This window comes from Hahella sp. NS-SX17 (genome assembly GCF_057367735.1).
Map to the genome: position 1 here is coordinate 1,373,108 of NZ_CM170632.1, position 21,015 is coordinate 1,394,122.

Below are 21,015 nucleotides of genomic sequence, written 5' to 3' on the forward strand. Positions count from 1 at the left end.
GTATCGTGAGCCCTGATTCAAAATTATTGAGCGTAACCATTATTACGTTTAATGAATCTGCGAGAATAAAATCCTGTATAGAAAGTGTGGCCTTCGCGGATGAAGTGGTGGTCATTGATTCAGGTAGTGTTGATGATACTCGCGAAATTGCACAGTCGCTTGGCGCCAAGGTGATAGAGAAATCATGGCTGGGTTATGGCAGGCAAAAACAGTTTGCTGTTGAGCAAGCAGAAAATGATTGGGTGTTGTGTCTGGATGCGGATGAACGCGTGACGCCGGAGTTGGCGAAAGAAATTCTCGAAGTAATGCAAAATCCTGCTCATTCGGGCTACACAATGCCGAGATGCAATAGATTTATGGGGCGCTGGCTCAGGTATGGAGAGGGCTATCCCGATTTGAGTCTACGTTTGTTTGATCGGTCTAAGGGGCGTTGGAGCGATGATCCCATCCATGAAAAAGTGATTTTGGGGTCAGAAGCTGGACGATTAAGCGGAGACTTGCTGCACTTCTCGGAGGATGGCGTTGCAGCATATTTGGAAAAGCAAAACCGGTATACGACGTTGCAAGCACATGAGTTGATGCGCAGAGGAAAAAAGTTCTCTTTTGCCCAATTAATCTTTAGCCCTTTATTTCGCTTTATAAAGTTTTATTTTCTTAAACGGGGTTTTCTAGATGGTGCGCCGGGGTTTGTTCACATAGTAGTGGGTTGTATGAATAGTTTCTTTAAGTACGCCAAGTTGCGAGAACTGGACGTAAATGAAGACCGCTAGACCGGATGCGCAAGGCGGGCCCAGAATGCTTTTTATACAGGTGTTTTTCTCTCGTTAGGCGCATGCAGGTAGTGCTTCACCACTTGTCGACCGGGCTCACTGGGCGGGAAGTTCAGATTGTGGTTTTGACATTGCGCTTCTGAGGTGGGCGGCAAACGCGAAATCATTGACTATAGCTCGACGGGGCTGGCGTATTCGGTCGAAAGTGTCGATCAGCTGGCATGTGCAGTAGCGCGTTTATGGCATGACGGAGAATTAAGGAAAAGTCTTTGCAATAGGGCTTATTCTGTCGTGCATCCATCAAGATGGCGTAATATCGCTGCATAGTATGAAAAGGTTTATCCGTCGTTGATTCACTAGATTGAATGCTTTAGCGCTATCACCCTGTTTACGGTTTTATAGTGACAGGCCTGGGTTTTTCTTGGGATGAACGAGTGGCTAAAGTGATTATTGGAAGCATATAAGATTATCATGTCCAACCTTTGTATCTGCTTTTACACAGATGTGTTTTTACCTTCGATTGGCGGCGCTCAGACAGTGCTCCACCATTTGGCCACAGAATGTAGCAAATTAGGCGTCAAGGTGGTTGTCCTGGCGCCTGCGCCGAAAAGAAGGGAGTATGACGACAGCCAATATGCATATGATGTCGTTCGTTTTAAAGCGCCCAGGTCGAAAAAGATTGGCAATCGACTGAGGCTTATTGATTTATATAAAGTTTATCGAAAATACCGTTTCAATGTGCTGCATTGCCATGCCGCATACCCGCAGACATTTGTTGCGCGTGAGTTACGGCGGTGGACGAGCTTTTCTATCATCTGTCGCCCCCATGGCAGCGATATTGTGCCTGAAGGGGGGATTCGCAAAAGTGATTATGCGACGAAACGAATGCGCAAGGGGCTGGCTGTTGTTGATCGCTTTGTCGCCCAGTGCCGCTATATGGCGGATGTTATGGAAGACTTTGGAATAGCTTCAGATCGTATCGACATTATTAATAATGGAGTCAGCCTTGAAGACTTCTCTAACGTTGCTCCATACGCCGCGGATAGACCGTACGCCATTAGCGTGGCGAATCTGATACCCAGAAAAGGCTTCGATATCATGCTGAAAGCTTTTGCAAAGCTGCAGCGTAAGGATATTGACTTCAGGATTTTGGGGCGTGGCGACAACATGGATAAATATAAATCTTTGGCGGAAGAGTTGGGGGTCGCAGATAGGGTGATCTTCCACGGTCCTACGATCGGCGATGAAAAAATTGCTCTACTGAAAGGCGGGACGGTGTTTCTGTCTGCATCCCGTAAAGAACCATATTCCAACTCTTTATTAGAGGCAATGGCTGCAGGGCTGCCGGTCATCGCAAGCGCAGTGGATGGGTGCTTGGAAATGGTGACGCCAGGCGTGAATGGCTGGTTATTTCCCAGTGAAGATATAGATGCTATGGCTCATCTGATAGATCAAGCTTTTGCAGATCGGCAGCTGATGCAAAAGACCGCTGCTTCTACAACTGAGTATATTGCGAAGCATGACTGGCCAATTGTCGCTCAACAGTATATTGACCTTTATCGTGAGACTCTTAGCTCACGAACAAATTCACGCAAGTGATGTGAACCTGCTCAGTTATGACACGGCACTGCTGCGAGCGCTCTTTAAGCAAAACCGATTTGATATGGCGGTATGTTGAGTTTACATTACTGTTGGCGGGTGTCGTTGGTACGCCATTGCTTGAGGGGGTGCGGAATAGCGGATTAGTGGGTTTCATGGCGATCTGGCTTGTTAATCGTCTCCGCCTTAAAGACTTCAAGCTGGTGTGGGATAGATGGGATCTGGCGACAGTATTGCTTGCCTTAAGCATGGTTGTTACCCAGCTTGCGGTTGCGCTGCAGGATGACTTGGCGACAAAAGTTTCTCACGTCCTTCGTTATTTGATTGTGTTTTTCATACTGAGGCATTCGCAGTTTTCAATGCGGCAGTACTGGTTGCTATTGGCTGCTCTTACCCTGTCTACCTTTGCGGGTATGTCGTGGAGCTGGCCTGACTATCTAAGCACCCACAATTTTACAGCTCTGCGCTTGCCAAATATTCAGCATGTCAATCACGCGTCCTTATATGTGTTGATCGTCTTTCAGTTTCTTCTGTCCAGCCTGCTGTATGTCTTATTTTGCAAGCGCTGGCTGCTATTTACCATGTTGGCGGCATCTGTAGTCGTATCCGGTGCTTGGCTACTGGCGGCAAGCAGTCGTGCAGCAATTGGCGTTGCGGCTTTATCCGTTGTTGTTGCTTTAATTCCCGTGGTTATGCGGAGCAGAAAAGTTGCTGTTATCGCCCTTGTTGTATTACTGGGTGGCTCTGGTGCACTGATTACGGTTTTCCCTGGCGCTGTCGCTAAACAGAGTCAGTGGTCCACTATGTTTGAGGGTAAGATGACCCCCAGGGAGAGAATATGGAATACCGCACTGGAGGCGTATCCTGAAACGCCTTGGTTGGGCAGAGGATACAACGAGTATAAGCAGTTAACAGAAGATTATATAAAAGAGGTCGCTAAGAGCCGGGGAGAAACATACAATCCCGACCGCTTTTGGTTTGTGGAGCATGCCCATAATGTCTATCTGACTTGGCTGGTTGAGCACGGTGGGATAGGTTTGTTCTGTCTTTTGTTTTTTTTCTTGGCATGGCTGATTACGCTATTACAGGACTTCTCCAAACTTAGGGAAGATCCCATGTTTGCATGCTTGTGGACTATTGCAATGAATACCCTTCTGACTTTAATAGTGGCGGGGTTAGTAACCACGACTATGCGTAGAGATACCGCGTTTATAGCTCTGGTGGCGTTGGGTTTGTATTTGAGCTACTCCAGATGGGGGGCGAGGCGGGATGACAGTTGAGAACAAGAGGGTGCCTGGGGTGAATAGAATATCGGTTGTCATTCCAACTTATAACCGACCGCAGTATATCAATACAACCATAGATATGGTGTTGCGGCAGACGCTTCCTCCATATGAAATCATTGTTGTCGATAACGGTACCGAACCTTGTCAGTTGGAGCCACACTTCCCGGACTCGGTCCGTCTATATCGTATTATGAATCGGGCGGGGGCGGCTCAAGCCAGAAACTTTGGCGCCTGTATGGCTGACGGGGAGTTTATCGCCTTCCTTGACGATGACGATATTTGGGAAGACCGGTATCTGGAGAAAATTCAGAAAGCCATTGATGAGGATCATCCAGATTTGGTCGTCGCGAAGTTGGATAAGCTTCTAAATGGGAAAATTCTACCGTTTAAGGACCCTGTAAATACACCAAAACTATCAGGCTTTATCTACCAAAACCCTGGTTATACCGGCTCCTCGGTAACGATCAGGAAAAGCGCATTTATTGAGCGCGGCGGTTATGACCCCCGTTTTCGGAATGGGCAGGATAAAGAGATCGCCATTAACTTTCTGATGAGCGGAAAGAAGATCGTTCATGCGCCTGAAGCGCAAGCCATCATCCGGCTTCACGATGACGAGCGGCTGACATATAGCAATAGCTTTATAACCACCGCCCGCTTGCTGCGAGAGAAATATCCTGAGATGTATAACTCCTACATTTATTTAAAGTCTCTTAGGCAAGCGCTTGCTAAGCCAAAGAAAACGCCGTTGAAGGACAAATGCGCGGTGGCGCTTCTTAAGCTGTGCCTGGGGGTGATGAAACCTTTCTACAAACGAAAGTAGTTTCTGGGCAGGATTAGAGACTTGGAGCCAGTGAGGCCTGAAATTGAAAAAGCAAACAGGGCGAAGCATACGTAGATTTGAACGCAAGCAATGGCGTTTTGAGTTGTACTTGAGAATGAAGTCCCTACTTACCCGTCGACTTGGAGTGGATAGAAGCTCCAGTGCGCCTATCGTTAGTCTGACCAGCTATCCGCCAAGATTCGACCAGCTGTATCTCTGTCTGGAATCTATCTTAAGTCAGAGCATTAAACCTGCCCGGCTTATGCTTTGGATTGCGAAGTCTGACATGGATAAGCTGCCTGCGAAGGTCGTCAAGTTGCGGGAGCGGGGCTTGGAAATCAACGAGTGTGAGGATATTAGATCTTACAAGAAGCTTATTTTCACGCTGAAAGAGTGCCCCCATTCACCTATAGTAACGGCCGACGACGATGTTCTATATCCGCATGACTGGCTGGCGACTTTGTTTGACGCCCATAAGGCCAACCCGGCTCAGATAATATGTCACCGCGCCCGCTACATTACTTTCAACGCAGCGGGCGAGCTTAACAGCTATCGCTACTGGCCGAATATTCATGGACCGGATGCAGGCGTCTCCGTTATGCCAGTTGGCACTGGCGGCGTTCTATATCCGCCTGGAAGTCTTGCTGACGCAGTATTTGACTCGGCGTGTTTTATGGAACTCTGCGCCTATGGAGATGATATCTGGTTTAAAGCCATGTCCGCGCTGACTTCGACCTCTTGTCTGAAACTGGGTTGCTTCAAACGCAACTTTTTTGAGACAAGGGGCGCGCGCTTTAGCGCTTTGCAGACAGCCAACCTAAGTGGGCGAAACGATACACAAATCGCAGCCGTTTTTTCCAGGTTCGATGTGGCCGCCAAATTAAAAAGTAATGACAGTATCCACTGATTTATTGGAGTAAAGCTTGAAACTCAATATCCTTCATACCGAGTCTTCCTGTGGATGGGGCGGTCAAGAGCTAAGAATTCTAGGGGAAAGCGAAGGGTTTATCTCTGAAGGTCATAAGGTGACAATCGTTTGCCCTGAGCATGCCCCGATATATTCGGCTGCCCAAAAGCGGGGTATTCCAGTTTTTCCTTTGCCCATTGAGCGCAAGAACGTAAAAGGGTTGATGGCCGCCTACCGTTGGCTAAAAAGCAATCCAACCATGATTATCAATACACATAGCTCCACCGACAGTTGGTTATTTACTCTGGCCAGTCGCTGGCTCTCCAAACGTCCTGCTGTCGTTCGCTCAAGACATGTTTCCGCTCCAGTTCACGATAACTGGCCCACTACTTGGCTATACGCAAAGGGCGCCGACTACATCGTGACTACAGGAGACGCATTGAGAGACTATTTAACCTGTCAGGAGCGTTTCTCGAAACAGAAAGTTGTGTCAATTCCTACAGGCTTGGAAATTAATAAATATCCGCTGGCGGAAGATAAAGATAAGTCTAAGTCGGCATTAGGGCTGCCTGTAGATCGCCCAATTATAGGGAAAGTCGCGATTATGCGGGACTGGAAAGGGCACCGCTATCTTGTTGAGGCATTCGCTGACTTACTAAAGAAAGGAAAAGAAGCGCACTTATTGTTGGTGGGCGGCGGCGAAGAGTTCGAAAATGTGCAAAAGCAAATCTCGGATTTGGGAATTGCTGATTACGTCACGTTAACCGGCACAGTGGATAATGTGTTGGATTACTTGCATGCAATGGATTTATTTGTGCTGGCTTCCTATGACAATGAAGGGGTTCCCCAGAGCATCATGCAAGCGATGTTAACTGGATTGCCTGTTGTTGCGACGGATGTTGGCAGTGTTCGGGAAATTATTGTGGAAAACTCAACGGGAATGATGATTCCGCCAAAGAATGTGGCGGCGATGGCGGATGCGATTACGCAAATGATCTCCGATAGAGAACACTTGCGTGCGATGGGGTGGAACGCTCGCACATTTGGAGAGGAGCGATTTTCCCGCGAACTGATGGTTCAGCGAATGGAAAAAGTATTCTCCGAAGCATACGCTTCACTATCTGGAAGATAGCGCTGAACGGTTTGAAAAACAGTTCTGGCTTCAATGCTGGCGAGGCACTCGCTGAGTTTGCCTCCGCCGCAACCATCCAGCTCACATGAGCGACAACTGAAGCCGCTGTGAGTAATGACCTCGGATTGTTCTCCCCAGGGAGCCCATTTCTTCTCGTCTGAGGGACCAAAAAGCGCCACAACAGGTTTGTCCAGCGCAGCGGCCATGTGCATCGGCGCAGTGTCGACACCGATGAAACCGCTGCTTTTTGCAATGAGGGCAGTTAATTGATCAAGCGACAATTCACCTGCAAGGGTGATGGGCGGCGCATCCAGTCCTGCGTTGATCTGCTTTATCATTTCGAGCTCCTTTGCGTCCGGTGCGGCTGTCATAATCAATGGAACGCCCGCATCCTGCAGCATCTTTATCAGCTCTATATTCTTCTCAACTGGCCAGCTTTTGAACATCCAGCGTGAAGTCGGGTGGATAATCCAAAACTGGTTCATCTGTAGCTGCTGCAGAAGTTCCACTACTGACGCCTCAGCCTGACTACTGGCTTGCAGCACCAACTTTTTATGTTCGGGGCGAGGGTATAGACCTACTCTTCTGAGTGCATCCAGATTGGTCTCCACGGTATGTCGTGGCGTCTCAGGAATAGGAAATAAATGGGTAAAGCTTTTCTTCCACCAGAATGACTTAGCTCGCTTAGGATAGTTTGCCGCCACGGAGTACGACGTTTTTAAGGCTCTAGCCAATCGCGCGCCACGCCAGTGATCAGTCAAATGCACCAACAGATCATAGTTCCGCTCTCGCAGCTGCTTGCGCAATGCTCTTTCCGCCAGCAAATGTCGAAGCAGAGGCAGTTTGCGCCACTTTTTATCGATGCAAAATATTTGGCTCAGTTCGGGGTTGTGCTCGACCAATGCTTTGGTGTCAGCGTAAATCAGCAGGTCGACTTCAATATGAGGATGTTGTTGCTTTATTGCGTGAATGACGGGGCTCGTCAATAACACATCGCCATGGTGGCGCAGTTTGGTGACCAGAATCCGTTTGATCTGGCCAAAATCAATCGCATCAGGCAGGTAGCTCATTTGGCGCCTTTCAGTGATAGGGCTTTCTCGTAAGCGTCTAGCATCCCGCCCATCATACCTTCCATTGTCAGCTTGTCGAGAGCGTATTGGGTGGCGTTTTTGCGGAGCTTTTCCGCCAGAGCTTTATTTTCGTACAGCCGAAGGATTTGCTCAGCGATTCCTTTGGGGGCGGCGGCAGGAGCGATCAGCCCGGTTTTCTCGTGTGCAACCATTTCTGGAAGGCCGCCTATATTTGACGCTACGACATTTGCGCCGCATAAATATGCTTGTGAGACCAATCGGGTCCTGGCTTCGGTTTCCACGGAAGATACGACTACGATATCGCTGATGGCAAGATAGTTTTCGACATCTGCGTGATAGCCTATGAACTTGAACCTGTCTTTGTGCGGAGAGCGTGAAATTTCCGCCAGTACTTCTTCTTTATAGCTGCGCGTGGAGTCCGTCGCCTCTCCGACTTGAATAAACGTAGCATTTGGGATGCGCTCGGCGACTTCCGCGCAGGCCTGTACAAAATACAGCTGGCCTTTATCACGGCGAATCATTCCCACATTGGCGATAACCAAGTGGTTTGCAGGGATTCCCAGCGCGTGTTTCAGAGCTTGGTTAGAATGACGCAATTCCGAGTTGAACCGGACCGCATCCACGCCAGCTTCCGCCACATAGATGCGGTCTGCTGTGGAGAGCCTGAGGCGGATAATTTGCTGTCTGATGTGTTCCGCCGTCGTGATGATGAAATCATTGCCAATTCGCCAAACAAGCCGGTGTAAAAAGTCATTTTTGATAGGGTCTATGACATGACGTGAACGCACCACAGTCTGACCTGTAATCAATTTGGCGAGCGCAGAGTAGCTAGCGTCTCGACTGCTATGGCAATCCAGTATGTCATAGTGCTCACGCTTTATTAGCTGACATAAGCGGCGGATGACGCCAGGATTTGCGGAGCCACGCAGATCCAGAGCATGAACAGGCAGATTGCGCTTCTGGGCTTCCTGGTAAATTTTTGAGTCCGCCCGAGCAATTAATTGAGCTTCATGGTTGTGAGCCAATAGCCACTCAATTTGCTCGATGACTCGGAGTTCTTGTCCGCCCCAGTTGATGCTGCTTTCGATATGCGCAATTTTCATATATCGCTTATTTTCCAGAATATTTACGGTGACTTTTCCCTTGCGGCTCAGTTTTGAACCGTCGATGCATCCACAGATACTGGGCGGGATAGCGGCGGATAGCGTTCTCTATCGCCAGGTTGGTTGTTGTAGCGTCTGCGACATCGTCGCCGGTGGGGTAATTGGATAGCGCAGGTTCAAAGTAAACATCGTAGCCGCCATCTTTATTACGAAAGTGGCTGAATGGGACGACTAGTGAGCCGGTTTTTTGTGCGATGCGAGAGGTCGTGGTAATGGTGGCGGCTGGAACCTTGAAGAAGGGCGCGAACACGCTACCAAGGCGGCCGTAATCCTGATCTGTAGCGTACCAGATGGTTTTGCCGCTTTTCAGCAGACGGATAAGGCCACGCAAGTCATCCTTGCCTAATAGCGGATGGCAGAACTTACTACGGGCGCGGGTCATCACCAGATTGAACAGGGGGTTATCGTGGTCTCGTTGCATGCTGGCTGCGCTGGAGTAAATATCAAATAACGCGCCGCCGAGATCCAGCGTTGTGAAATGGCCGCCTAATAGGATAACGCCTTTGCCTTTCGCTTGCGCTGCTTGCAGGTTTTCCAGTCCGTGCGCCCTGGTGATGGAGCGAAAGCGCTCTTTTCCTGTAAACCAGGCGGATGCGGCCTCAAAATAGCCAATAGCGTTGTTGTCGAAAGCGGATTTGACCAGCGCCTCCTTCTGCATCGCAGATAGTTCGGGAAAACATAGACTGATGTTCACCTCCGCGATGTGGCGTCGCTTGGGGAGTAAATAGTAAGCCGCGCGCCCTATTAGAACACCCAGCGCGCGTTGCCAGGATAAAGGGAGGTGGGCGATCAGCCATAATGCGGCGATTCCCATCCAGGTGGCCCAGTAACGGGGGTGAATAAAGTCTGAATAGGTCAGATCTCGTTTCTCTTCGGACACTTAATGGCGTTCCCAAAATAAAAGAAGCGCATTTTAGCCCGATCCTGTCCCGCTCTCCAGTTTGTCCGGTCAGTTGACGTGGCGGTAAGGTGCTGTGAGGGGGGAGGCGTGCTAATATTGCGACGCGATCCTTCCATCGCAAACAGTTAAATGAAGGCTTCAGGTTTGAGGGCGGGCATGCAGATACAGCTTCCAATGTTTCAAAATTCACGGGTCGTAGTGGTTGGCGACGTTATGTTGGATCGCTACTGGTATGGAGCGACATCAAGGATTTCACCTGAAGCGCCGGTGCCCGTCGTTAAAGTTGAACAGTTGGAAGACCGACCCGGCGGCGCAGCTAACGTGGCTCTGAATATCGCAGCGCTGGGCAGTGCGGCGGTGATTTTGGGAGTGACCGGTAAAGACGAAGCCGCCCAGTCACTGGCGGCGCGAATGGAGTCCGCAGGCATATTGGCGGATTTTCAGGAACATGCAACCCTGCCCACTATCACAAAACTGAGAGTTGTCAGCCGTCATCAGCAATTGATCAGGATGGACTTCGAGGAGAGTTTCGCTGGCGTTCCTCAGGAGCCCCTGGAAAAGAAGGTTGCTGGGCGGCTGGCTGGCGCAGGCGCTTTGATTCTATCCGATTACGGCAAAGGGGCATTACGCAATCCGCAAGCTTTTATTCAATTGGCGCGAAGCAAGCAAATCCCTGTGCTTGTCGACCCCAAGGGCAGCGACTTCGAAAAATATCGCGGCGCGACCCTGATCACCCCAAACTTATCTGAATTTGAAGCGGTAGTGGGGCATTGCGCAAGCGAAGCGGAGCTGGTTCAGCGTGGTTTAAAACTGGTGGAGGAACTGGAGCTTGAAGCGTTGCTGGTGACTCGCAGCGAACAGGGAATGACTTTGCTGAGAGCGGGGCGACCTGAGTTGCATTTGCCCGCGCAGGCGAAAGAAGTCTTCGATGTTACGGGCGCCGGCGATACGGTTATTTCTGTTCTCGCCGCGGCTTTGGCGGCAGGTAGTGAAATGGGGCAGGCGGTGGCGTTGGCCAATATTGCCGCCGGTATTGTGGTCGGCAAACTCGGTACGGCGTCAGTCAGCGCGCCAGAGTTGCGTCGTGCGGTGCAACAAGAGCAAGGCGCAGGGCGTGGCGCTATGACGGTGGATCAACTGAAAGTGGCGTTGGACGACGCTCGCGCTCATGGGGAGAAAATTGTTTTCACTAATGGCTGTTTCGACATTATCCACGCTGGCCATGTGGGTTATTTGGATCAGGCGCGGAAACTGGGAGATCGCTTGGTCGTCGCGATTAACAGCGATGCCTCAGTGAGCCGTTTGAAAGGACCGGCGCGTCCGATTAACCCTCTTGAACGCAGAATGGCGGTGCTTGCTGGTCTGGAAGCGGTGGACTGGGTTACTTGGTATGAAGATGACACGCCAGAGCGTTTATTAGAGATTCTGAAGCCGGATATCCTGGTCAAAGGCGGCGATTACAGCAAAGAACAAGTCGTCGGTTGGGAAATCGTCGAAGGCTATGGGGGAGAAGTTCGGGCGTTGGACTTTCTGGATAATTGTTCAACCACCGCTATCGTTGAAAAGATTCGCAAGGATCAGGAGAAGTAGCCGCCCCGCATTGCGAAGACTTATTTTGAGGGGAAATAGCCGGCGACGCAGAGGCGTCGCCGGAGTCCGCAACATTAACCTTTGTAGGCCGCCGCTGCGTCTTGAATAGCCTTACGGGCCGCTTCGCGGTTCGCCCAGCCAGCAATCTTCACCCACTTGCCTTCTTCAAGATCCTTATAGTTCTCAAAGAAATGCTCGATCTGCTTGATCAGTAGCTCAGGCAGGTCAGTCGGCTCGTTGACGTTTTTGTACAGCGGGGTCAGCTTGGAGTGGGGTACGGCCAGAAGCTTGGCGTCTTCGCCGGCTTCGTCAGTCATGTTCAACACACCGATTGGACGGCAACGGATCACTGCGCCTGGCTGGATCGGGTAGGGCGCAACTACTAGTACGTCTAGCGGGTCGCCGTCGTCAGACAGCGTGTGAGGGATAAAGCCGTAGTTGCAGGGGTAGAACATGGGCGTGGCCATGAAACGGTCGACAACTACCGCACCGGAGTCTTTGTCGATTTCGTATTTAATCGGGCTGCTTTGCGCAGGAATTTCGATTACGACGTTAATGTCGTCTGGCAGTTCTTTACCTGCGGAAATATTGTCAAAGTTCATAATCTGTACTTTCCATTCTATTAAAAAGCTGGGCAGCAAATTATAGGAGCTTTGCCCCGCTAAAACCAATAAGGCGTCTGTCCGAGCTTAGAGACCGAGTTGCTTGGCGATAATCTCGTTCATGATTTCGGTGGAGCCGCCGCCAATGCTGAGTATGCGAGCGTCCCGGTATAAGCGTCCCACTACGGATTCGCGCATGTAACCCATGCCGCCGTGAATCTGGACGGCGGCGTCCGTCACCTCTTGAGCGGCTTGAGAACAAAAGTTCTTCGCCATGGCGACTTCCTTGATCGGGTTCTCACCGTTTTGTATGCGTTGAGCAATATTTAATGTGTAGTTGCGGGCAACTTCCACCTGTGTCGCCATCTCAACGAGACGATGCTTGATGACCTGAAACTTGGCGATTTTTCTACCAAACGCGTCGCGCTGGCGAGCGTAGCTCAATGCCTGTTCATAAGCGATTTGCGCGGTCATATAGCCCATAATGGAAAGCGCCAGGCGCTCCATCAAGAAGTTGCTCATAATGGCGATGAAGCCGCTGTTCTCCGGACCGATGAGATTTTCAGCCGGAACAAGGCAGTCATTAAAAAACAGCTCTGCTGTATCGCTCGCCCACCAGCCCATCTTTTTCAGGGGTTGGCCAGAGCTAAATCCCTCTCGCTCCCGCTCCACCAAAATCAGGCTGATACCTGCATGGCCTTCGCCGCCGGTGCGTACGGCCACCGTGTAGAAGTCCGCCCGATGGCCGCTGGTAATGAATGTTTTGGAGCCATTTATACGATAAGCGTCACCCTCTCGTACGGCGCGAGTTTGCAGATTGGCGACATCGGAACCACCGCCAGGTTCTGTAATGGCGAGTGCGGCGATTTTTTCGCCCTGGAGCACAGGTGGAATCACTTTATCCTGCAGTATAGAGCTGCCCCAACGGGCAATGGGCGGCAAGGCGATATCCAATGAACCCAGGCTGGCGACAAACCCGCCGGAAGTACTGCGCATGAGCTCTTCGCTGACAGCGATCTTCATCAATATATCGTTTTCGCCGGAGCCTCCCCACTTTTCATTGAAGCCAACGCCCAGTATGCCTACCTCTCCAGCCAGACGATAGATCTCCCGAGGAAACGAGCCAGCTTCTTCCCATTCCTGAATATAAGGCGCGACATGTTGTTTGATGAATGCGGCGGTTGTGCGCCGCGCCATTTGATGAGTCTCGTTGAACATGCGCCAATCCCTTATCTAGTTGTTATCAGGGCTCAGATTATCGATCAATTAAAAGCCAAGCAAGCGCTTGTTTTTTAATTGAGGGAGAGAGGAGAGAATAGGGGGATTCTGAAAAATGGGTAAATACCGAATCCTGAGAGGATTTTGAAAGACGCTTTGGTCGACTGGAGGCGGGAGAGATAAATGGCGCGATCCTGGGAGCGCGCCAGATTCTCAATCAGTCGTTGGCTTTGATGGTCTTTACGCCTTCCTGCGATCCCAGCAGGAGTACGTCAGCAGGGCGCATGGCGAACAGGCCGTTGGTGACCACGCCAGTGATTTGATTGATCTGTTGCTCCAGTTTGACGGGCTCCAGAATACGCAGATTGAACACGTCGAGGATAATATTGCCATTGTCCGTCACACAGCCTTCTCGATAGACCGGGTCGCCGCCCAGTTTAACCAACTCCCTTGCGACATAGCTACGCGCCATGGGAATGACTTCTATTGGTAATGGGAAATCGCCAAGTACGTCCACCCATTTGGACTCGTCGGCGATACAGATAAAGGTTTTGGCGTTGGCGGCGACGATTTTTTCTCGCGTCAACGCCGCTCCGCCGCCTTTGATCAGCTCCAGACGTGGATTGGTTTCGTCCGCGCCATCAATATAAAACTCCAGGCCGGAAACGGAATTAAGCTCGTATACGGGAATATTATGCTTCTTCAAGCGTTCTGCGGAGGCTTCTGAACTGGCCACTGCGCCCTCGAACTGGGTTCTTACTTCCGCAAGCGCGTCGATGAAGTAATTGGCGGTAGAGCCTGTGCCGATGCCGAGGATGGTGTCCGACTGCAGGTGGGGTTTGATGTAGTCCAGCGCCGCTTTAGCGACTGCCTGTTTTAATTCGTCCTGGTTCATAAGCCCGCCCTCAAAAAATTGGCAATTATAGACTCCGCGCCCTTTCAATAGTAGACGTTGGGTCCGTAATGCCGATATTATTTGGCGCTTAATTCCGCTAGCGATTTAGTAAGTTCCCATCATGCCCCACCGATATATAAAAAAGATCCTGGACGCCAAAGTCTATGATGTTGCGATAGAGTCTCCTTTGGAGTCGGCCCACCTGCTGAGCCACAGGTTCAATAATCATATTTTATTGAAGCGTGAGGACCTGCAGCCTGTTTTCTCTTTCAAGTTGCGTGGGGCGTACAACAAACTCGCGCAGTTGGCTGGAATTGCAAAAGAAAAGGGCGTGATTGCGGCCTCGGCGGGCAACCATGCGCAGGGCCTGGCGTTGGCGGCGCAGAAGCTGGGCGTCAAGGCGACTATTGTGATGCCGCAGACTACGCCGGAAATCAAAGTGAACTCAGTGCGTGCTAAAGGCGCAAAAGTCGTGTTGAAAGGCGACGCTTTTGATGAGGCGGCGGCGTACGCACAGACGTTGGTGAAAGAAAAAGGGTACATTTATATTCCTCCTTACGATGACGAGGAGGTTATTGCCGGTCAAGGAACTGTGGCGATGGAGATTATGTGGCAACACACGTCTCCCATCCATGCGGTGTTCGTACCTGTTGGCGGTGGCGGGCTGATTGCAGGTGTTGCTGCGTACATCAAGTATCTGCGGCCTGACGTCAAAGTTATCGGCGTAGAGCCGGAAGATTCTAACTGTCTTTATGCTGCATTGAAGGCGGGGAAACGGGTGACCTTGCCGGAGGTGGGCATCTTTGCTGACGGCGTAGCCGTCAAACAGATTGGCAAGGCCCCATGGGAGGTTTGTCGTCAGTATGTGGACGAAGTTGTTCTTGTTTCCACAGATGAAATCTGCGCAGGCATCAAAGATGTTTTCGAAGATACCCGCTCTATTGCTGAACCCGCTGGCGCTCTGGCTATAGCTGGCTTGAAGAAGTATGTGGCGCGGGAAAAAGTTCAGGATCAAAACCTGATTGCGATAGTAAGCGGCGCGAACATGAATTTTGACCGCTTGGGTTACATTACCGAACGCACCGAAGTGGGCGAGGAGCGTGAAGCGATTCTGGCGGTAAGAATCCCGGAGCGTCCGGGAAGCTACAAGCGTTTTATACAAGCATTAAGCCGCCGCAATATCACTGAGTTTAATTACCGTTATTGTGATGCGACAGAAGCGCAAATTTTTGTGGGCGTCCAGATCAGTACCGGACAGGAAGAGCGCAAAGAGCTGGTTGGTGTATTGGAAGAGAAAGGCTATTCGGTGCTTGATCTTACCGATAACGAAGTCGCCAAGATGCACATCCGTCACATGGTGGGCGGCCATTCTCCTGCGTTAACCAATGAGAAAGTTTTCCGCTTTGAATTTCCTGAGCGTCCGGGGGCGCTGATGAAGTTTCTCATGGCGTTTGGCGCACGCTGGAATATCACTATGTTTCATTATCGTAATCATGGCGCTGCGTATAGTCGTGTATTAATGGGCGCACAGGTGAACGATGACGAAATGGCGGAGTTCCGGAAAATGCTGGATACCGTGGGGTTCCGGTATTGGGAGGAAACCAATAACCCTGCCTACAAACTGTTTCTAGGTGCTTGATAATTAAGTGGTTTTAATATAAAGGCAGAAACGGTCACACTATTGTGTTTTAAAGCTTTGATTTAAATCAGGCAGGAGTTACAATACTTTTCTATAATTTCAAGTTAAGACAATTACCTATTTGTCTGATTTATAAAATTAAAAAAACGCCAATGAAAATTAGGGGGATGCATGAAGCGCAAGCCTGACGTCATGCTTACGCTTGTGATCGTATTTTGCCTTGGGTTGGTCGTCAGCGGCTTCACAACCTTTGGCCACAAGGAAGCACGCACGTCGCCCACATATGTTTCCGTCGCAGGCGAGGACGTTAGTTAGTTCCCGCCTTCCAGACGATTCGAAAAAAGCCCTGTTAACGCAGGGCTTTTTTGTTTCTGAAATGATGTAACTGCTGATCCGTGGCGACGGCGGTCAGGGGGATATCCCAGGGCTCGTGAGGTAACTCTGGGAGCTGCTGGAAGTGATGAGCCAGCCCTATCAACTTTGGCCTTTTGACTATCACGCGACGATCCGCAAACGTGCGATCGTAATAGCCGCCACCCATTCCCAGTCTGTTGCCTTTCTTATCAAAGGCGACTAGAGGAAAGCACACCACACCTAATGACCAGGGTGGAACTCTTTTTGCCCCCCGAAGCACAGGTTCAGGAATACCGTACTTGTTGGGTTTGAGTCTGGCGTCGGGCTGATACCGAACGAACCACAGACGGTTGTGGTACAGGGGGTGTAGTACGGGTAGATAACAGGCTTTTTTTCTACGCCACAGGCGCTGAATAGTAGGGAACGGATTGATCTCCCCATCGTTGGCGAGATATAGACCCCAACGGGCGCTACGACTGAGATGGATAGATGAGTTAAGTGATTTTCGCAAGCCGGAGGCGGCTGTGCGTTGCTGAGCGGGTGTCAGCGCTCTGCGTTTCTTGCGCATGGCGCGACGAATAGACGCTTTATTCATAGCAGAAAAAGTAAACTCCCCGAGACAGCCGCTGTCTGACGTGGCCCTTGAACCCTTTGGTTCAAGGAGGTAACCGCTGGAATGAATTAGGCTTTCCCTTCAAGAGGGACTTGCACACATCACTCGCAGGAGGTAACCAATAATAAAATTCATCGGCTCGAGGACGTATCTGACTGGCGAGCAGTTCAGGGAGCTTGGGTCCTATTATAACGAAAAATGTAAAAAAAGCAGTGGGGTGAACTGGGAAAATTCAATATTTTTTTCTTTTATGATTACGTAATTGTATGTTTTGTAAAGTTATTTGTTTTTCAGTGCGGCGTCCAGCTTTTCATGTAGCGAACTTAGGGTGGAAGAGACCTGTTCGGTTTTCTGTCCTTGTTGCATCAAATCATATGTCAAGTTCAAAGCAGCCATGACGGCGATTCTCTCGGTTCCGTATACCTTCCCCGATGCACGGATTTCTTTCATTTTCTGATCCAGCGCTCGCGCTGCATCTTCCAGTTGGCGTTGCGCTTCCGGTGGGCACGCGACCAAATATTCTTTGTCTAGAATAGTGACGGTGGCGGTATGGTTGGTGCGACTCATTAACGTTGCTCCAATGCTTTCAAACGACTGATCATAGCCTCGATTTTGGAGCGGGCCAGATCGTTCTTCTGTAATAGTTGCATGCGTTCCTTTTGCCAGTCTTCCTGCAGCTGGCGTAGCGCCTGATTATCTGCTTCGAGCTGTTTGCACTTCTGTATCAGGCGGTCAATTTTATCGCTTAACTGCTGCAACTGAGAAACATCCATAAGTTTTTCCAGTGGTATTGCTAGGGTTCTTCAGGAAGAGTTTTCTAACATGACTCGACTTATGACGGACGCAAATCAAAGCGGAAAAATGTTAGAAAACCAAACTGTAGGCGCATGGGCGTCCAATTAAATATAAGTCGCCGATGTAAGGGGGTCAACGTGCGCACCCGCGTGGCGATATAAGTGGGCGTCATGTTAGCATACGCAGCATTATTCTGGCGTGAGTCGATCCTGATAAAATTGGCGTCAGAACCGTAAAAAACATGATGGCGAAAGCCTGAGCCGTCGCATATATATTCAATTACGCCTGAAGCGCCTTATTAAAGCAGAGCGGGCGTTTTTGCCAAATGAATTCTATTTAATAAGGTTACGCCATTCGCTGTTGCGAACGATGATGGCTAAACCTGTGGAAGCGGGCGGATTCAGCCCGACTGGAGAATTAAACGAATGTCCCAACCCTATCATGCCCTGCAACAACTATTAAACCGCATCGACGCAGACGCGACTCCAGCGGGGGTTCACGGTCTCTGGTGTGGAAGAATGGCGGCGGGAGACCGGGCGCAGGATAACGACTGGTGGAGCTACACGCAGCGCTTCGCCGGCAGCGTCAATGAGATAGAAGACAACCTGCAGGCGGCGTTCAAAGCCGTATACGGCTACGCGGAAGCTGCTTTAACGCAGGATAATATGAGTTTTCAGCCCTGGCTGCCGGAAGATGCGGTGGAGTGCACGCTGCGCGTTGCGGCGCTGGCGGACTGGTGCAGGGGCTTTGTGGAAGGACTGACTTCGGTTTTGGGCGGCAGACTGTCGTCCTGCTCAGAGGATGTTCAGGAAATTCTTCAGGACCTGGTGGACATCGGCGAAGTGGACCCGGAAGTGGACGGCGATGAGCAGGATGAAAGAGAGCTGCTGGAGCTAACAGAATTTGTGAAAGTGGCGGCGTTGAATGTGCTGCAGGAGCTCACTGCCGGTAAAAAAAACGCCGCCTCTGAAAAGAAGACGCTACATTAACGGTTTAAGGATCAGGCCGCCGGCGGAATGTACGGATGTGCGCCGTATTACGGATAACCAAAAGTTTAAGAGAGATAGACGTGCAAGCATTATCGATTCGTGAATATCAGAAACGTCGGCGCCACCTGCTTGATGTGATGACGCCCAACAGCATCGCCATACTTCCCGCAGCGCCGGTTCGCGTGCGCAACCGTGATTCAGAGTACCCATACCGTCAGAGCAGCGACTTTCACTACCTTAGTGGATTTGCAGAGCCGGACGCGGTGATGGTGCTTATCCCGGAGCGAGAGCACGGGGAATCTATTTTGTTCTGCAAAGAAAAGAATCCTGATTACGAACGTTGGAATGGAAAGCTGGCGGGGCAGGAAGGGGCGATTGAACGCTATCTCTTCGACGACGCTTTTCCTATTGATGATATTGATGAAATCTTGCCGGGACTGCTGGAGGGGAAGCAGCGGGTCTATTATTCCATGGGGCTGGATGAGAAGTTTGATCGCAGGGTTATGGAATGGATCAATGTGATCCGCAGTAAGATCAAGCATGGCGCCCACCCACCTGGCGAGTTCGTGGCGTTGGAGCATACGCTGCATGATATGCGTCTGTTCAAGTCTTCCGCTGAAGTCAAAATCATGAAGCAGGCGGCGCGTATCAGCGCTGAGGCGCATAATGAAGCCATGCGTATCTGCAAGCCGGGCATGTACGAGTATCAGCTTGAGGCGGCCATACAGCACGTATTTCTTCGGGAAGGCTCGCGGGCGCAGGCGTATAACTGCATTGTCGGCGGTGGTGAAAATGCCTGTATTCTTCACTACGTCACCAACAACGACAAGCTGAAAAGCGGCGACCTGGTATTGATCGACGCTGGCTGCGAGTTGGATTGCTATGCGTCCGACATCACTCGAACTTTCCCGGTTTCAGGCCAGTTCAGCGCAGAGCAGCGCGCCATTTATGAAATTGTGCTGGCGGCGCAGGAAGCCGCTATTAGAGAGGTTCGTCCCGGACGGCACTGGAACCAGCCTCATGAGGCGGCGATGAACGTGATCACAGAAGGGCTGCGTGAAGTTGGCTTATTGAAAGGCGAGCTGAATGAGTTGATTGAAACGGAAGCATATAAAAAGTTTTTCATGCACCGTACAGGTCACTGGCTGGGCCTGGATGTCCATGACGTTGGCGACTATAAGGTTGGCGGTGAGTGGCGCGTGTTGGAGCCTGGAATGGCGCTTACGGTTGAGCCGGGCATTTACATCGCGCCGGAACTGGAAGACGTAGACCCTCGTTGGAAGGGGATCGGCGTACGTATTGAAGACGATGTGATCGTAACCAGGCAAGGCGGCGAGGTCATCACCTCGGGAACGCCGAAGACGGTCGATGACATTGAGGCTTTGATGCGGGGTAAATGATGACCCGTCACTACGACCTCATTATCGTCGGTGGTGGGTTGGTTGGAGCGACCCTGGCTTTGGCGTTGCAGCAGTCTTCCCGGCGTCGCTTTCAGGTGGCGCTGGTGGAAACTCATCCTCTGCAGGTTTCGTCTGAGGGCCCTTTCACCCCTAGTTTTGACATGCGCTCCACCGCATTATCCTTTGGCTCGCGTGTGCTGTATGAACAGATGGGCGTGTGGGCCAGTATGGCGCCTCATGCCGGGGCGATTCATAGCATCCATGTCTCCGAGCAGGGAAAATGGGGCGCGACCCGCCTGCTTGCTCACGAACAGGGGCTGGACGCCTTTGGCTATGTGGTTCCCAATGCGGCTATTGGGCGTAGCCTTATCTCTTCTCTTGAGGGATGGCCTGACTTAACAGTATTGGCGCCTGCGGAAGCGGTGTCCGCGCTGAGCAGTCCTGAGGGAATGAGGGTGCGTCTGCGGGAAGGTGGGCGTGAGCGGGACATAGTCGGAAAACTGCTGGTGCTTGCTGACGGTGGGCGTTCCAGTCTGGCGGACGGACTTGGTATTGCCAGTCATCGTGTGGACTATGGTCAACATGCGCTGGCTGTCAACGTGGGCCTCTCCCGTTCACACGATAATATCGCGTATGAGCGCTTCATCGATGGCGGCGCCGTCGCCTTTTTACCGTTGGCGTCTGCGCGTCATGATCACATGGCGGTGGTCTGGACTGTGCCGAGTAATCGCTTGCAGGGGCTGCTATCTCTGGACAAGGTCAGTTTTGCTGAGGCGCTGCAGTCTCAGATCGGCTACCGCATAGGACGTATTGTCCAGGTCGGCGATATCAATCATTACCCGCTTACGCTGCAAACCGCTCAGGAACAGGTTCGAGAAGGGCTGGTGCTGCTGGGTAACTCGGCGCACACGCTGCATCCCGTGGCGGGGCAGGGGTATAACCTGTCATTGAGGGATACGCTGCATTTGGCGGAAGCGCTGAATGAGGCCGTCACTAGTGAAGAATTAGGTGGGCTGCCGATACTGAATAAGTATCTGGCGCGCCAACAGGCGGACCAAAAACGCACTGTAACGGCCAGCGACGGGCTGATTCGATTATTTGGCGAAAAGTCCGCCTGGTTGGAAAGTATCAGGCAGTTTGGCTTGATTAGCCTGAATCTGGCGCCCGCAGCGAAACGCCGTTTTGCTGAATATGCTATGGGCGTCGCGGAGCGCGCTCCGCAATGGCGCTGAATATTGATTTTCCGGGGTC

At 51.1% G+C, this 21,015-nt stretch carries 20 protein-coding genes and 1 other RNA gene; 11 read left to right on the top strand and 10 right to left on the bottom strand.

Going from position 1 to position 21,015, the window contains the following annotated elements:
* The first annotated feature begins 5 nt into the window (after window positions 1-5).
* The 6 genes from AC2IBB_RS06175 (at window position 6) to AC2IBB_RS06200 (ending at window position 6,514) form a co-directional block, all read left to right on the top strand.
* Window positions 6-770, top strand: a complete 765-nt coding sequence (locus tag AC2IBB_RS06175; protein ID WP_486332027.1) for a glycosyltransferase family 2 protein — start codon at window positions 6-8, stop codon at window positions 768-770.
* A 471-nt stretch (window positions 771-1,241) separates the two neighbouring features.
* Entirely contained in the window at window positions 1,242-2,369 is a 1,128-nt protein-coding gene (locus tag AC2IBB_RS06180; protein ID WP_486332028.1) for a glycosyltransferase family 4 protein, read from the top strand.
* 155 nt (window positions 2,370-2,524) lie between these two features.
* Complete coding sequence (locus tag AC2IBB_RS06185) at window positions 2,525-3,649, top strand: O-antigen ligase family protein (RefSeq protein WP_486332029.1); 1,125 nt, start codon at window positions 2,525-2,527, stop codon at window positions 3,647-3,649.
* Window positions 3,639-4,475: a glycosyltransferase family 2 protein gene (locus AC2IBB_RS06190; RefSeq protein WP_486332030.1), complete on the top strand. Its 837-nt coding sequence runs from the start codon at window positions 3,639-3,641 to the stop codon at window positions 4,473-4,475. The genes AC2IBB_RS06185 and AC2IBB_RS06190 overlap by 11 nt, the downstream gene beginning before the upstream one ends.
* Before the next feature lie 286 nt (window positions 4,476-4,761).
* A complete protein-coding gene (locus AC2IBB_RS06195) occupies window positions 4,762-5,382 on the top strand; it encodes a hypothetical protein (RefSeq protein ID WP_486332031.1) in 621 nt (206 codons plus the stop codon).
* 16 nt (window positions 5,383-5,398) lie between these two features.
* Window positions 5,399-6,514, top strand: a complete 1,116-nt coding sequence (locus AC2IBB_RS06200) for a glycosyltransferase family 4 protein (protein WP_486332032.1) — start codon at window positions 5,399-5,401, stop codon at window positions 6,512-6,514.
* On the opposite strand, the gene rfaQ is transcribed toward AC2IBB_RS06200, so the two are convergent.
* From rfaQ to lpxL, 3 genes are read right to left on the bottom strand one after another with little or no spacing between them, the layout of a single operon-like run.
* Entirely contained in the window at window positions 6,460-7,584 is a 1,125-nt protein-coding gene (rfaQ, locus tag AC2IBB_RS06205) for a putative lipopolysaccharide heptosyltransferase III (protein ID WP_486332033.1), read from the bottom strand. The two genes, AC2IBB_RS06200 and rfaQ, sit on opposite strands and share 55 nt — an antisense overlap.
* Window positions 7,581-8,708, bottom strand: a complete 1,128-nt coding sequence (locus AC2IBB_RS06210) for a glycosyltransferase family 4 protein (RefSeq protein ID WP_486332034.1) — start codon at window positions 8,706-8,708, stop codon at window positions 7,581-7,583. Before AC2IBB_RS06210 ends, rfaQ begins: the two co-directional genes overlap by 4 nt.
* 7 nt (window positions 8,709-8,715) lie before the next feature.
* The gene (gene lpxL / locus AC2IBB_RS06215; RefSeq protein ID WP_486332035.1) at window positions 8,716-9,648 is read right to left on the bottom strand and encodes an LpxL/LpxP family Kdo(2)-lipid IV(A) lauroyl/palmitoleoyl acyltransferase; all 933 of its coding nucleotides are present in this window, start codon (window positions 9,646-9,648) and stop codon (window positions 8,716-8,718) included.
* A gap of 177 nt (window positions 9,649-9,825) precedes the next feature.
* Here lpxL and hldE point away from each other — a divergent pair, with 177 nt between their 5' ends.
* Window positions 9,826-11,259, top strand: a complete 1,434-nt coding sequence (gene hldE / locus AC2IBB_RS06220; RefSeq protein ID WP_486332036.1) for a bifunctional D-glycero-beta-D-manno-heptose-7-phosphate kinase/D-glycero-beta-D-manno-heptose 1-phosphate adenylyltransferase HldE — start codon at window positions 9,826-9,828, stop codon at window positions 11,257-11,259.
* A gap of 74 nt (window positions 11,260-11,333) precedes the next feature.
* On the opposite strand, the gene ppa is transcribed toward hldE, so the two are convergent.
* The 3 genes from ppa to rpiA all read right to left on the bottom strand — a co-directional run bounded on the left by ppa (window position 11,334) and on the right by rpiA (window position 13,974).
* Window positions 11,334-11,861: an inorganic diphosphatase gene (gene ppa, locus AC2IBB_RS06225; RefSeq protein ID WP_486332037.1), complete on the bottom strand. Its 528-nt coding sequence runs from the start codon at window positions 11,859-11,861 to the stop codon at window positions 11,334-11,336.
* Between the two features lie 87 nt (window positions 11,862-11,948).
* A complete protein-coding gene (locus AC2IBB_RS06230; protein WP_486332038.1) occupies window positions 11,949-13,079 on the bottom strand; it encodes an acyl-CoA dehydrogenase family protein in 1,131 nt (376 codons plus the stop codon).
* A 217-nt stretch (window positions 13,080-13,296) separates the two neighbouring features.
* On the bottom strand, window positions 13,297-13,974 hold the full coding sequence (rpiA, locus tag AC2IBB_RS06235; RefSeq protein WP_486332039.1) for a ribose-5-phosphate isomerase RpiA: 678 nt from the start codon (window positions 13,972-13,974) through the stop codon (window positions 13,297-13,299).
* A 121-nt stretch (window positions 13,975-14,095) separates the two neighbouring features.
* On the opposite strand from rpiA, the gene ilvA reads away from it, so the two are divergent.
* On the top strand, window positions 14,096-15,613 hold the full coding sequence (gene ilvA / locus AC2IBB_RS06240; RefSeq protein ID WP_486332040.1) for a threonine ammonia-lyase, biosynthetic: 1,518 nt from the start codon (window positions 14,096-14,098) through the stop codon (window positions 15,611-15,613).
* A 349-nt stretch (window positions 15,614-15,962) separates the two neighbouring features.
* On the opposite strand, the gene AC2IBB_RS06245 is transcribed toward ilvA, so the two are convergent.
* From AC2IBB_RS06245 to AC2IBB_RS06260, 4 genes are all read right to left on the bottom strand, one after another.
* Window positions 15,963-16,562 (bottom strand): 5-formyltetrahydrofolate cyclo-ligase, encoded by a 600-nt coding sequence (locus tag AC2IBB_RS06245; RefSeq protein ID WP_486332041.1) that lies wholly within the window; start codon window positions 16,560-16,562, stop codon window positions 15,963-15,965.
* A gap of 12 nt (window positions 16,563-16,574) precedes the next feature.
* A non-coding RNA gene (ssrS, locus tag AC2IBB_RS06250) (6S RNA) lies at window positions 16,575-16,757 on the bottom strand.
* A 102-nt stretch (window positions 16,758-16,859) separates the two neighbouring features.
* Window positions 16,860-17,147: a cell division protein ZapA gene (locus AC2IBB_RS06255; protein ID WP_486332042.1), complete on the bottom strand. Its 288-nt coding sequence runs from the start codon at window positions 17,145-17,147 to the stop codon at window positions 16,860-16,862.
* Entirely contained in the window at window positions 17,147-17,353 is a 207-nt protein-coding gene (locus AC2IBB_RS06260; RefSeq protein WP_011395022.1) for a TIGR02449 family protein, read from the bottom strand. Before AC2IBB_RS06260 ends, AC2IBB_RS06255 begins: the two co-directional genes overlap by 1 nt.
* A 447-nt stretch (window positions 17,354-17,800) precedes the next feature.
* Here AC2IBB_RS06260 and AC2IBB_RS06265 point away from each other — a divergent pair, with 447 nt between their 5' ends.
* The 3 genes from AC2IBB_RS06265 to ubiH are packed head-to-tail and all read left to right on the top strand — an operon-like array spanning window position 17,801 to window position 20,996.
* Entirely contained in the window at window positions 17,801-18,364 is a 564-nt protein-coding gene (locus AC2IBB_RS06265) for a UPF0149 family protein (protein WP_486332043.1), read from the top strand.
* Between the two features lie 35 nt (window positions 18,365-18,399).
* Window positions 18,400-19,764 (top strand): Xaa-Pro aminopeptidase, encoded by a 1,365-nt coding sequence (gene pepP, locus AC2IBB_RS06270; protein WP_486332044.1) that lies wholly within the window; start codon window positions 18,400-18,402, stop codon window positions 19,762-19,764.
* A complete protein-coding gene (ubiH, locus tag AC2IBB_RS06275) occupies window positions 19,761-20,996 on the top strand; it encodes a 2-octaprenyl-6-methoxyphenyl hydroxylase (RefSeq protein ID WP_486332045.1) in 1,236 nt (411 codons plus the stop codon). Before pepP ends, ubiH begins: the two co-directional genes overlap by 4 nt.
* The last annotated feature ends 19 nt before the right edge of the window (window positions 20,997-21,015 follow it).